The organism is Streptomyces sp. 71268 (genome assembly GCF_029392895.1).
GTDB lineage: Bacteria > Actinomycetota > Actinomycetes > Streptomycetales > Streptomycetaceae > Streptomyces.
On the sequence record NZ_CP114200.1, the window covers coordinates 3,104,136 to 3,116,626 of the forward strand.

At 75.8% G+C, this 12,491-nt stretch carries 8 protein-coding genes; 3 read left to right on the forward strand and 5 right to left on the reverse strand.

Annotation, left to right across the window (positions count from 1 at the left end; translation table 11 throughout):
• Window positions 1-460 precede the first annotated feature (460 nt).
• Entirely contained in the window at window positions 461-2,356 is a 1,896-nt protein-coding gene (locus OYE22_RS11570; RefSeq protein ID WP_348652204.1) for an MFS transporter, read from the forward strand.
• Window positions 2,357-2,422: 66 nt separating this feature from the next.
• Here OYE22_RS11570 and OYE22_RS33415 read toward each other — a convergent pair whose 3' ends face one another.
• The 5 genes from OYE22_RS33415 to OYE22_RS11595 form a co-directional block, all read right to left on the reverse strand.
• Entirely contained in the window at window positions 2,423-3,844 is a 1,422-nt protein-coding gene (locus OYE22_RS33415; protein WP_348652205.1) for a hypothetical protein, read from the reverse strand.
• Between the two features lie 361 nt (window positions 3,845-4,205).
• On the reverse strand, window positions 4,206-5,864 hold the full coding sequence (locus OYE22_RS11580; protein WP_277320344.1) for an AMP-binding protein: 1,659 nt from the start codon (window positions 5,862-5,864) through the stop codon (window positions 4,206-4,208).
• 261 nt (window positions 5,865-6,125) lie between these two features.
• Complete coding sequence (locus tag OYE22_RS11585; protein ID WP_277324089.1) at window positions 6,126-9,221, reverse strand: SUKH-4 family immunity protein; 3,096 nt, start codon at window positions 9,219-9,221, stop codon at window positions 6,126-6,128.
• A gap of 5 nt (window positions 9,222-9,226) precedes the next feature.
• Entirely contained in the window at window positions 9,227-10,201 is a 975-nt protein-coding gene (locus OYE22_RS11590; protein WP_277320345.1) for an SMI1/KNR4 family protein, read from the reverse strand.
• A 203-nt stretch (window positions 10,202-10,404) separates the two neighbouring features.
• Window positions 10,405-11,229, reverse strand: a complete 825-nt coding sequence (locus OYE22_RS11595) for a hypothetical protein (protein ID WP_277320346.1) — start codon at window positions 11,227-11,229, stop codon at window positions 10,405-10,407.
• Window positions 11,230-11,418: 189 nt separating this feature from the next.
• Here OYE22_RS11595 and OYE22_RS11600 point away from each other — a divergent pair, with 189 nt between their 5' ends.
• Together OYE22_RS11600 and OYE22_RS11605 are read left to right on the forward strand one after the other, a co-directional pair.
• Window positions 11,419-11,964 (forward strand): YwqJ-related putative deaminase, encoded by a 546-nt coding sequence (locus OYE22_RS11600; protein WP_277320347.1) that lies wholly within the window; start codon window positions 11,419-11,421, stop codon window positions 11,962-11,964.
• Between the two features lie 4 nt (window positions 11,965-11,968).
• Window positions 11,969-12,472: an SUKH-3 domain-containing protein gene (locus OYE22_RS11605; RefSeq protein WP_277320348.1), complete on the forward strand. Its 504-nt coding sequence runs from the start codon at window positions 11,969-11,971 to the stop codon at window positions 12,470-12,472.
• The last annotated feature ends 19 nt before the right edge of the window (window positions 12,473-12,491 follow it).

Here is a 12,491-nt window from a genome sequence, read left to right on the forward strand (position 1 = left end):
CGGTAGGTGTGTTCGGCGCGGTCCTTGCCGCGTACACAAGACTGCTCGCCCGGGAGCGGGCTCGCGATGGTGCTCAGCGCCGTATTCGACCTGGGGATAACCCCACCCCCACGGTCGTGCGGCCCGCACCAAGGCTAGGAAGAACACCCTCCTGACCTCGTCATCCGTCGGTACGAACCCGGGGTAGGGGGAAGGCCGTCGGCTCCCCTAGGGGGACGGCCCCCAGGGGCGCCCGGGTCTCAGGGTGGGGGGCCCGGCGGGGCGCCCGGGTTGGTCCGCGGGGGGCCTCACGTGACCCCCGCCGAGCAGTGCCGGAGCGGTCGGTGGGGCGGGTCAGGGTGGCCGTACGGGAGACCCGGAGTGTGGCGCGGGACGGCCGGGGTGGGTGGGGCGTTGACCAGTACCGCGAGAGCGCGGCCCGTGGAAAGGTGGTGTCTACAACGAGCGAGGGAGACGCACGGTGGGCGGCACCGCACGGCACACGGACCAGGGCCCCACGCCACAGGCCGCGGGTCCCCCGGAGGCCGAGCGGCGCGGGCCCGTCGTCGCCGCGCTGATGCTCGCCATGGCGCTCGCCGCGCTGGACTCCACGATCATCTCCACGGCCGTGCCACAGATCGTCGGCGACCTCGGCGGCTTCTCCGTCTTCTCCTGGCTCTTCTCGGGCTACCTGCTCGCGGTGACGGTCTCGCTGCCGGTGTACGGGAAGTTGTCGGACACCTTCGGCCGCAAGCCGGTACTGCTGGTGGGCATCGCGCTGTTCCTGGTCGGCTCGCTGCTGTGCGCCACCGCGTGGAACATGGCCAGCCTCATCGCGTTCCGCGTCGTACAGGGCCTGGGCGGCGGCGCGCTCCAGGGCACGGTGCAGACGATCGCCGCCGACCTGTACCCGCACCGGGAGCGCGCGAAGATCCAGGCCAAGCTCTCCACCGTGTGGGCCACGTCGTCGGTGGCCGGCCCGGCGCTCGGCGGGCTCATCGCCACGTACGCGGACTGGCGTTGGATCTTCCTGGTCAACCTGCCGGTCGGCGCCGTCGCACTCCTCCTCGTCGTGCGCCACCTGCACGAGCCGGCGCGCGCCCCGCAGTCGCGCGCGGAGCCCACGGGAGACCGGCGTACGGGTGGCGGGCGTACAGGGGACGGACGTACGGGAGGACGCCGAACGGACGGACGCCGTACGGGAGACGGGGGCGCGCGGCCACGGGTGGACTGGGCCGGGGCGCTCGGCATCTTCTGTTCCGGCAGTCTGTTGCTGACCGCGCTCGTGCAGGGCGGCGTGGCCTGGCCGTGGCTCTCGACGCCCTCGCTGTGCCTGCTCGCGGCGAGCGCGGCCTGCGCGGCCGGCACCGTGGTCATCGAACGGCGGGCGGCGGAGCCGATCATTCCGGGCTGGGTGTGGCGCCGTCGTACGATCGCCGCCGTCAACCTCTCGTTGGGCGGCCTCGGCCTGTTGATGATCGCCCCGACCGTGTTCCTGCCCACGTACGCGCAGTCGGTCCTCGGTCTGTCCCCCACCGCCGCCGGGTTCGTGCTGTCCGCCATGACGTTGAGCTGGCCCGTGTCCGCCGCCCTGAGCAACCGCGTCTACCTGCGCATCGGCTTCCGGCAGAGCGCCATCGTCGGCATGAGCCTGGCCGCGCTGATCCTGTTCGCGTTCCCGCTGCTGCCCTACCCGGGCTCGGCCTGGCAGCCCGCGCTGATCATGCTGCTGCTCGGCGGGGCGCTCGGCCTCTTCCAACTCCCGCTCATCGTCGGGGTGCAGTCGTCCGTCGGCTGGGCGGAGCGCGGCACGGCGACCGGCTCCATACTCTTCTGCCGCCAGGTGGGACAGAGCGTGGGGGCGGCCCTGTTCGGCGCCGTCGCCAACGCCACCATGGCCGCCCGACTCGCGGACGCCCCCGACTCGCTCGGCGGCGACCTCCCGGACGACCTGGACTCGGTGTCCCGCGCCCTGGAGCACCCCGGCGAGCTGTCCGCCGAGGCCGCCGACTACCTGCGCCGCGCCGTGGACGACTCCGTCGACTACGTCTACCTCGGCGCCGCCCTGGCCGCCGTCCTCGCCGTCCTGGCGCTGCTCCTGCTCGCCCCGCGCGTCTTCCCCACTCACGTGGACGACCCGGCCACCTCCGCGACCGACTCCCCGGCGACACCCGCCACACCAGTCGCTGCCGACACACCGGCCGCATCCGACGCACTCGCTGCATCCGACGCGTCGACCACGTCCGGCGTACCCGCCACCTCCGACGCACCGGCCGCCCCCGGCGCGCCGGATCGTCCCGAGCCTCCGGCGGACGAGCCGGCCGGCGGGGCGCCGACTGGCCCGACTGGTGGCGGCCCGCGCGGCGACGCGCGGTAGCGGGGCGGCCCGACGGCGTCCCCGAGAGCGGGGGCCGTGCACGAGACGGCCGCCCGCGAGGCGCGGTTACGGCGTCGGGTGGTCCGCGGGGGGCAGGACCGGGAGTTCGACCTCGATCGTGTCATCGTCGTCGCCGAGCTTGCGCTTCCCCGGCCCGGCCAAGGGCCGTGGCACTGCGGGGCCCACGCCATCGGCGCCCCGGTCGACCCGGTCGGCCTCGTCGGCGCCCGGATCGGCCTTGGCATCGGCGTCGGCGGGGACGTCACCCTCTCCGGCGCCGCCGGCGGCACCCGCCTCGTCGACCAGGCCGCCCGCGCGGGAGGCGCCCCCGGCGCCCTGGCCACCGCCCGCACGTGTCACCACGCCCGCGCCCGCACCGGCCCCCGCTCCGACACCGGCACCGGCACCCGCGACGTCCCCGTGGCCACCAGCCACGCCCGCCCCGTCAGACGTACCGGACGCACTGGCCGTACCAGACGCTCCGGACGCGGCAGTCCCCTCGGCCCCGGCGGTCGCGGCGGTCGCGTCCGCCGCGACCCGGGAGGAGTGGGAGACCGTAGCGGTATCCGGGCTGGCGGCGGGCTGTTCGGTCCGGCGTTCGACCGGCACGCGCCGGCCGGTCAGGACGCCGAGAGTCTCGCGCACGTGCTCCATCTGCAACGCCAGCTCCTCGCGCTCCTCCGCGTGCGCGCGCAGGATCTGCTCCGTTTCGCGCTCCATGCGCTCCGCGCGGGCCCGCGCCCGCGCGATCAGCTCCTCGCCCTGCGCCTCCGCGTCCTCCTGGCCGTGCCGGGCGGCCTCCTCGACCGCGGCGTAGGCGCGCTGCGTCTCGGCCACGGTGCGCTCGCCGAGGGCCTCCAGCTCGGCGATGCGGGACTCCAGGGCGGCTTCGCGCTCGGCGATCTCGACGCCGAGCGCCTCCCAGCGGTCGGCGTGCTGCTGCTCCTGCTCGATCAGGAACTCCTCCGTCCGCTCCCGAGCCTGTTGGAGCTCGACGACCGCGTCGCGCCGCTCGCGCAGCGCGTCCCGTTCGGCCGCCTCGCGCAGTTCGGCGGCGGCGGCGCGGGCCGCCTCGATCCGCTGCTCGGCCCACTTCTCGGCCTCGGCGCGCAGCGCCGCCGCCGCCGTGTCCGCCGCGTCGCGCGTCGCGTCGGCGTACTCGGCCGCCGCCTCGGTGGCCTCCTTCGCGGCGCCCCGCGCGCCCGCCCGCAACCGGTCGGCCTCCTGCTCGGCGGTGGTCAGGATGAGCTGGGCGCCCTCGCCGAGTTCCTCGTATGTCTGCGGGGGGAGCTGCGCGATCACCTCGCGCAGCCGTTCCGCCTCGGCGGTCATCTCGTTGGCCAGCACGGTCAGCCGCGCGGCGCGCTCCCACGCCGCGTCCCGGTCTGCGGACAACTGCGTCAGATACTGCTCCACCTGCGCAGGACGGTAGCCGCGCTCGCCCCGCCCGGTGGTGGTGAAGCCGTGGGGTGAATCCGTCCCGCTCATCCTGAAGCCCCTCTATCCGGTGTCTCCGCCGAACATCTTTGTAGATGCGAGCGAAATGCCCATACCGCGACACTCCACCCAGTTCCTCAGGCAAGGATGCGGCAATTGACGCCGGAAGTCGTAATCTCAGGGATTTTGATCCGATAGAGCGGCGATACAGCGGACCGTCACGGTATTGACCTTGCGACCGAAGCGGGCGTACGCCCCGCGTGCCCGGGCCGCTCCCGTGCGACGGACGCGGCAGGCGGCCGAGTCGGGCGCCGGGCGTACGGGCGTACGGGCGTACGGGGCGTGTCGCGCGGGACGTACGAGGCGCGGGCGCGCGGGGCGGGTGGGGCGTACGGGGCGCGGGGGCGGCGGTCTACCGCTGTCCGGCGCCCTCGGCCCGCAACCCCTCCCCGGCGCCGATGCCAGCACCAGCACCAGCGGCCGACCCCCTGCCGGCATCCGGGCCGGCATCCGAGCCCGGGTCAGCGCCGGAGTCGGCGGCCGATTCGGCGAGCGCCCGCGCGCGCAGTGCCTTGCGGTCGGGCTTGCCCGCCTGCGTCAGCGGGATCTCCGCGACGACCCGTACGACCTCCGGCGCGTACATGGCGCCGCGACGGTCGGTCACGAACGCGCTGAGTTCTCCGGGGCGCACGCTGTGGCCGGGCGCCGGGACCACCGCGGCGTGTACGGCCTCGGTCTGGTCGGGGCGGCGTACGCCGAACACCACGCAGGCGGCCACGGCGGGGTGACTGAGCAGCAGCTCCTCCACGTCGGTCGGGTACACGTGGCCACCCACCACGACGATCTTGTCGCTCAGCCGGTCCACGATGAACAGGTAGCCGTCCTCGTCCAGGTAGCCCACGTCACCGGTGTGCACCCAGCCGCCGCGCAGCACCTCGGCGGTGGCCTCCGGCTGCTTCCAGTAGCCGTTCATCATCGACGGCGTGCGCACGCAGATCTCGCCGCTCTCGCCGGCCGGGAGGGGCTGCCCGTGCTCGTCGTGGATCTCGATCCGCACGCCGGGCGCGGGGCGGCCCACCGTGATCTGCCCGGCCGCGCCCACCACCGCGTGTTCCTCCGGGCCCACCGTGGCGATCATGCCCGCCTCGGCCTGCCCGTACCAGCCGTTCAGCACCGGTCCGAAGGCTTCGGCCGCCTCGCGCAGCCGGGACGGGGAGGCGGCGCAGCCGCCGTAGGCGATGCGGCGCACGCTCGACAGGTCGGCCGTCGCCCGGGCCGGGTGGTCGAGCAGCGCGTACAGCAGCGGCGGCAGCAGCCACAGGTCGGTGACGCGCTCGCGCTCGATGGCGGCGTACACCGCCGCCGGGTCGAAGGACCGCTGGATGATCACGCGACCGCCCGAGAGCAGCGCCAGGTCGGCGACCATGCCGGCCAGGTGCGCCAGGGAGGTGCAGGCCAGGAAGGTGGGCGCGTGGCCCGACGCGGCCGTGCCGGAGCTGAGCGCCTGCCGGTGGAAGCCGTGCGCCATGCGGATGCCCTTGGGCAGGCCGGTGGTCCCGCCGGTGTGCCGGATGCACCAGTCGTCCTCGGCGCGGGCCGCACTGGCCACCCGCCGCCCGCGGTGCCCGTCGGCGAGCGCGAGCAGGTCGGCGCCCACGTCGCTGGGGCCGAAGGAGAGGACCAGCGGCGGCCGGTAGTGGCTGAGCAACTCCGCGGCCCGCGCCTCGTGCAGGGGGTCCACGAGCAGGGCGGCCGGCTCCACGCTCGCCACGAGTCGGGCGAGCAGGTCGGCGGCCAGCGCCTCGTAGAGGATGACCACGCGGGCGCCGACCAGGTTCACGGCGTACCGGGCGCTCAGCGTCTCGGGGCGGTTGCCGGACAGCAGGGCCACGGTGTCGCCGCGGCCGATGCCGCGGTCGGTCAGCTCGGCGGCCATCCCGTGCACGGCGTCGTGTAAGGCGCCCGCGCTGGTCGACGAGCCGTCCTCGGTGCGCAGCACGGTGCGCTCGGGACGCTCCCGGAGACTGTCGAGGATCAGCTCTACGTAACTGGTGAAGTGCGTTTCCGTCATGACAGCGACGTTAGGTGCCGCCCCGTATGCCTTCCACTACCAAATGCGGCATGCGGACATGCCCCTCGGGTTATGAGCCACGGGCGCACCCGGACCGGGCCGGGCGGGGGAGCGTGAACGTGCGGCGCGGCGGCGCCCCGGGGTGGGGCGCCGCCGCGCGGGGGTGCGGTCGGACGGCCTCCGGCCTACGGCGCACGGGGCGCGTACGCCGGCGTGACCCGTGCTGGCCGTTGTGGCCGGTGTGACCCGGCGTACGGAGTGCTACAGCAGGCCGTCCCACATCTGCTCAAGCAGCACCGCCCACCAGTTCTCCGGCGAGGCGAGCGCCGCCGGGTCGAGGGCGGAGAGGTGGTTCTGGAAGTCCACCGTCCAGCGCCCCGCCTGCTCCGGCGTGAGCGTCGCCCGCAGCCGCCACATCCAGCCGAGGAGGCCGAGGCAGCGCACGAACTCCGGCAGCCCGGTGTTGACGAACTGCGGCGGCACCGGGGCGCCGCCGGGGCCGGCCTCGACCGGGACCGCGACGATGTGCGCCGTGCCGTACTGCACGCACAGTTGGCGGCCGAAGTCGTTGCCCATCACCAGGTACGAACCGGCGTCGGACGCGGGCTGCACCTGCCGCTCGGCGGCCAGCTCGGCCAGCGTGGGCACCGGCCGACCCGGCTGCGCCTGGGCCCAGAAGAACGGCCCGAAGTCCACCGGCAACCCGGCCCACACCAGCGTCTGGGCGACGATGTCGGGCACGCCCTGCCGGGAGACGGCGCGCTGATCGAAGCGGAAGATGCCCTGCGGCCCGAACGCGTTGAGCAACTCCTGCGCGAGACCCTCCGGCGGGACGGCCGGCGCCCGCTGCACCTGGCTGGGGTGCGGCAGCGGCACCCGCACCGGCGCCGGCCTGGCCGGCCCGTCCGCGACCTGGTGCAACTCGCCCTGGTGCTCGATGAGGTGGCGCACGCCCTGCTGCCGGGTGGCGTGGTCGCGGCCGTACGGGGCGGTGTGGCTGATCCGCACCTGTGGCCAGGACTCCCGGATCATGCGGGCGCAGTAGCCGCCGGGCAGGTCGCAGGACTCCAGCTCGGTGTGGAGTTCGAGCACCTGCTGCGGCGGCACGTTCATGGCCCGCAGCTCGTGCAGGATCTGCCACTCCGGGTGCGGGGTGCCGGGCGCGGAGCGGCGGATGATCTGCTGCTCGGAGCCGTCCTGCGCCCGGTAGCGGAGCACCGCCATGTAGCCCGGGCCGACCGTGGGCAGCCCGGTGGGCGCCGGCGGGTAGCCGTACGGGCCGGCCATGGCGGGCGCGCCGGGCATTCCCGGGCCGGGCATCCCGGGGCCGGGCATTCCCGGGCCGGGCGGCGGCGGGGCCATCCCCGGGTGGCCGTGCGCGCCGGGCTGGCCGGGCACGGGCGGGGGCGGCGTGTGCGGGGCGCCGGGCGGGCCGGGCGGATGCGGGCCACCGACGCCGGGCTGGCCCGGGGCACCGGGCGGGACCGGGCCGTTCGGTCCGGCCAGCATCGTCGCCGCCGCGTGCACACCACCGGGGGCACCCGGAGGCGGCGTACCAGGGGCGCCCGGAGGCGGCGTACCGGCGCCCGGCATGCCGGGAGCGCCGGGCGGAGCGGGTACGCCCGCGCCGGCCGAGGCGCCGGGGGGCGGGGTGCCGGGACCGGCGCCGGGGGCGCCGGGGGGCCCGGGCGGCTGCGGGCCGCCGACGCCGGGCTGGCCCGGAGCGCCGGGCGCGGCCGGGCCGTTCGGCCCGGCCAGCATCGTCGCCGCCGCGTGCACACCACCGGGAGCACCCGGAGGCGGCGTACCAGGAGCACCCGGAGGCGGCGTACCGGCGCCCGGCGCGCCGGGGGGTGCGGGCACGCCCGCGCCGGCCGAGGCGCCGGGGGGCGCCAGCGGGTTGCCGGAGTCGAGTTGGGAGACGAGTTGCGTCGGGACGTAGCCGCCGGCGGGGGCGCCGGGCGCCCCTGGTCCGGTCGGCACGCCGGGGGCGGCGGCTCCCATGCCGTCGCCGGTGGGCGCTCCGGGCGCCGGCGCCGGGGTGCCGGGACCGCCGGTGGACGCGGGGCCAGCGGCGGGCGCGCCCGAGCCGGGGGCGCCCGGGGCCGCCGGCACGCCGGGGGCGCCGCCGACACTCGGCGGGCCCGGCGGTGGGCCGGGCGGCATCGCCGGTACCTGGGGCGTGCCCGGGCCGGCGGCGGAGTCGGGGCCCTGGAGCGGGAAGCCACCGTCGATGGCGGGCGCGATGGCGGTGGGCGGTAGCGCGCTCCCCGCCGACATCAGCTCCGTCTTGGCCTCCGGCGCCACGCCCGGCACCGGGGTGTCCTCGTCGTCGAAGCCGGCGAGCGGCGGCGCGAAGACGGTGGCGGGCGGTGCGACGGAGCGGTCGCCGTCGTCGCCCCCGTGGTTGGTGTCCTCCCAGGACGGCCCGGCGGTCGAGCCGCCCGTGGCGGAGCCGGGGGCGGCCGGGAACGCGGGCGCGGCGGGGAAGGCCGGGCCGGGCGCGGCGGGGAACCCGGGCGCGTCGGGCACGGCCGGGCCGGGAGCGGGTTGGTCGGCACCTCGGACGGGACCCTCGCCGGTGGCGTCCGGGCCGCGCTCCCGGTCGTCGGCGTCCCGACCGTCACGCTGGCCGTGGTCCCGGCCGTGGCCCTGGCTCTGGCCCGCGCCGGAGTCGGGGTACGGCGTGCGAGTGGAGGGCGGCGAGCTGAGCGCGCCGGACGCCGCGTCGCCGGCCGACGGGGTCGCGGACCCGGAGTCGCCCGGCTCGTCGGTGCCGGAGGTCCCGGAACCGTTGGCCGAGCCGCTGCCCTCGGAGCCGCCCTCGACCCCGGAGGCCCCGGTGCTCCCGGAGCCGCCGGCCGTGCCCGCGCCAGACGTACCGGAGGCACCGGACGTGCCGGAGGCACCGGACGTATCGGAGGCGCCGGACGTACCGGACGTGCCGGAGGCGGCCGGGCGCCGGGTCGAGATGCCGCCGCCCAGCGTGTTCGCCGCCTCCTGGAGCCACTCCGGCGGCGTCAGCAGGAACGAGGTGGCCTCCAGGTCGAGCCGGCCGGCCGGCGCGGCGGGCGCCGCGGGGGCCTGGGCGCCGGCCCCGTACTCCTCCTCGTACCGTCGGATCACCTCGCCCACCGGGAGACCAGGCCACAGCGTGGTCTCGCCGCTGTCGCGGGCGATGACCAGCCGCGCGCTCTGGGCGCCCGGCGCCCGCGAGGGCCCGTCGGGGCGGTCCTCGGCCCAGGCGACGAAGCCGAGGTCGAACTCCCGCACCCGCACCTCGCGCTGCTGGTAGCGCGGGACGTCTCCGTTGACCCACTGTTCCGCGCGCTCCTGCGCCTGCGCGAAGGTCACCATCGCGCTCATCCCTCCACCGGGACGACGTACGCGAAGCCGCCGTCCACCATCAAGTTGGCCACGGTCTCCAGCTCCGGCGGGTTGCCCGCCAGGCGCAGCAGGAAGGCGTCGAAGTCGTCGCCGCAGGGCAGCATCAGCTCCGCGACCCGTTCCCGCACGTCCCAGCCGTCCCGGTCCCGCGCGTCGTCGTACGCGCAGAACCACACCGACCCGATCGCCTCGCCGCGCACCTTGACCGCGATGACGCCGCCCTGCACGTACCCGACGCCGAGGTAGTCCTTGGTGAAGTGGTCCCGCAGGCACTTGTTGGCGTAGACGAGGTCGTTGACCGCCGCCTCGTCGCGGACCGTGAAGAACGGCTGGTCCACCAGGAGTCCCAGCTCCGGGTCGAGCGCCGCGCCCACCGGGGCGCAGCCGCCGGCCGCCTTGAGGAAGGCGCGGTAGGCGTCGGGCAGCCGGTAGCCGAGGTCCTCCTCGACCACGAGCACCTGGTCCTCGGTGACGGACAGGCCGCGCTTGGGCAGGCCGAAGTGCGCGGGGCGGGTCTCCTGGAGCGGTCGGGTGCCCCGCTTGTCCTGGTCGACACCGGCCGTGGCGAGCCCGCCGTGGTGCCGCAGCAGCGCCTTCACCTCGACGGGGATCAACTGCACCCGCCGCGTGTTGGCCACGTGGTGCCAGGTCCAGCCGTGCGGCGTGGCGACCGGCGACCCGCCCTCCCACAACTCGTGCCCGGCGGCGTGCAGTGCGGCGTTGGCCGAGACGAAGTCAGTCAGCCGCAACTCGTCGACCCCGAAACCCTCCGGGGGCTCGGCGATCTCGACGGCGGCCTTGGCGTACGGCGTGAAGTCCGGATAGCCGTCCCCGTCCACCCGGACACCCTGGGGGTGCCGGGCCGCGCGGACCGGGTCCGGGAAGTGCACGACCTGCCCGGCGTAGGCCGTGTTCGGTGGCGCGGTGTGCCCGAGCCGACCTGTCGTCATGGCGGTGCCCCCTGCTGCTGCTGGCTACTACCGACAGCCTATGCGGTGCCGCAACAGCGACCACCGCCGCGAGGGTCCGTCACCGCGCCCGCGAAATGGCTACGGAACGGCCATGGAACAGCCCTGCGGCGAGCGCGGAAAACAACGACAAGTCACGCCATCTGCCCCTCGATCGCCGCTTCCCGTCATTTGCCGCGAACAGCTCACCGTGCGACCTTCCCGGCGTCCATCATGCGGCGGTGCTGCTCGTCCGCCACCGCCCGCGCCACCGGCTCGGGCCTGCCGCTCGTCCCGGCCGAGAGGTAGGTGGCCGTGTTGGCTCCGGTACGTACCACGGTGATGGCGACCGGGGCGTCCTTTCCGGCCTCGTCCCGCATGAGGAAACTCACGGACGCGTCGCCGACCGCCAGGTTCCTCCCCGGCGTGATCGCCAGCGGTTCCCGGTCGCCCGCCCCGTCGATGGCCGTGAAGCCGCGACAGACCGCGACCGCCCGGCGCAGTTCGGCCAGCCAGCGCTGCGCGTCCCCGACCCGGTAGGCGGCCAACAGGAGCTGGCTCAGCGTCCCCTCGCCCGTGCCGCTGAGGTCGCCCCTGGTCAGGCTGGCCGAGGTGTAGGCGGTGCGCGGGTACTTCGGCCGGGAGCCGAAGGCGTCGACGATCGGCCGGCACTCGGCGCGGTCCGCGGCGACCGTGGCGTCGGCGGGCAGCGCGTCCTTGGGGCCTCGGCGCACCGCGTAGCCGGCGACGGAGCCCTGGGTGAGCAGCGCCCGTTGCAGTTCGGCGCGGGTCAGCGGACGGGTGCGCGAGGCGCGGCCGGGCCCGCCGCCGGCCTCGTCGGACGGCTCGGCCGCGCCGGAGGACGGCGGCGTCCCGGCGCCGTCGACGGGTTCCCGACTCGCCCCGCCGCCCGACGCGCTGGGCTCCCCCGCGCCGCCCCCGCCCCCGGAGTCCGCCGAGCACGCGACCGAACACGCCAGGGTGAAAGAGAGCAGAACGGCCACCGCGCCGCGCCGGATGTGTGTACGCATGAGCCGCACTTTCTCAGCCATCGACCGCGATCGCACGACTCGTCGACACGTCAGCGACTACCTGTCACGCGACGGTGACGTACCGGACAGGGTCCCCCATCGGGCGCACACCTGACTTCCGCACCACGCGTCCCATTTGGCAGGCTGACCCCCGCAACAGGGGGATTGCACCTGGAGGGAAGCACCACCATGCACACCGCACAGGACAGCGGCGAGGCCGCGCCTACACCGGGCGATCCCCGGTTGAGCTGGAGCAGCTCCGACGGCCGGGACCTGCCACCGCCGTTACTGCACCGAAGGGACGGCATCCTGCCCACCGTGGCCGCCGCGCTCTCGGTACGCGGCCAGACGCTCACCTGTACCGCGGGCAAGGCCGACCAGCCGCCCGCCCTGCACCCGCTCGTCCAGGACTTCCTGGACACGCTCGGCACCGCCCAGCGCGAGCGGTTCACCGGCCGTTGCCCGGAGGCCATCCTGCTCTCCCGGTTCCTGACCCACGCCGAGGCGGGCCGCAGCAAGCGCGCCTCCCGCAAGCCGCTCACCCCGGGCGAGGCCAGGCGCGCGCTCAAGCAGTCGAAGATCACCGCGCGGCACATCCGCGAGGACGGCGACCCGGCACACGGTTCCTACGCCCCGCCCTGCCGCTCCTGCGCGCCGCTGCTGGCCCAGTTCGGGGTGCGCGCGGTGGACGTCGCGGCGCCGGCCCCGGCCGGGCCCCTCAGGAAGCGAGGCTGAATCCATGCGTGCCTTCGACCGTACGGCCGCCACGCGCTTCCCCGTCGGCGTCGACGCCGCGCTGCGGGACGCGGGCTGGACGCCGGGCCGTTGGGACATCCGACAGGCCGAGACCTGGGCCGACGCGCTGCGGGCGCATGTCTCGCCCGGCGGGCACCGGCACATCATCTTCCCGGCCGCCGTCGAGGCGTGGGCCGAGTTCGGCGGGCTGCACATCCAGCCGCCGGGCGCCGGCCGCCACCTCGCGCCCACCCCGTTCCGCATCGACCCGCTGCACGGCCTGCACCTGGCCCGCACCCTGACCGACCTCGGCCGGGCGCTGGGCACCGAGGTCTGCCCGCTGGGCCAGGAGGCGGACGGCCAGGCCCTGTTGACGATCGACGCCGAGGGCCGCGTCTACAGCCTCGACCACACCGGCGACTGGTTCCTCGGCGGCGACATAGACCGGGCCCTGGACACCCTGGTCACCGGCGTGCGCCCCACCCGCCTGACGGTCGGCGGCGCGTGAGGGCCGGCGACAGGTGAGG

Coding starts and splice junctions, on each gene's coding strand:
- OYE22_RS11600 (WP_277320347.1), top strand. CDS start 11,419: ATGCACACCGCACAGGACAGCGGCGAGGCCGCGCCTACACCGGGCGAT.
- OYE22_RS11580 (WP_277320344.1), bottom strand. CDS start 5,864: ATGACGGAAACGCACTTCACCAGTTACGTAGAGCTGATCCTCGACAGT.
- OYE22_RS11585 (WP_277324089.1), bottom strand. CDS start 9,221: ATGGTGACCTTCGCGCAGGCGCAGGAGCGCGCGGAACAGTGGGTCAAC.
- OYE22_RS11605 (WP_277320348.1), top strand. CDS start 11,969: ATGCGTGCCTTCGACCGTACGGCCGCCACGCGCTTCCCCGTCGGCGTC.
- OYE22_RS11590 (WP_277320345.1), bottom strand. CDS start 10,201: ATGACGACAGGTCGGCTCGGGCACACCGCGCCACCGAACACGGCCTAC.
- OYE22_RS11595 (WP_277320346.1), bottom strand. CDS start 11,229: ATGCGTACACACATCCGGCGCGGCGCGGTGGCCGTTCTGCTCTCTTTC.
- OYE22_RS33415 (WP_348652205.1), bottom strand. CDS start 3,844: ATGAGCGGGACGGATTCACCCCACGGCTTCACCACCACCGGGCGGGGC.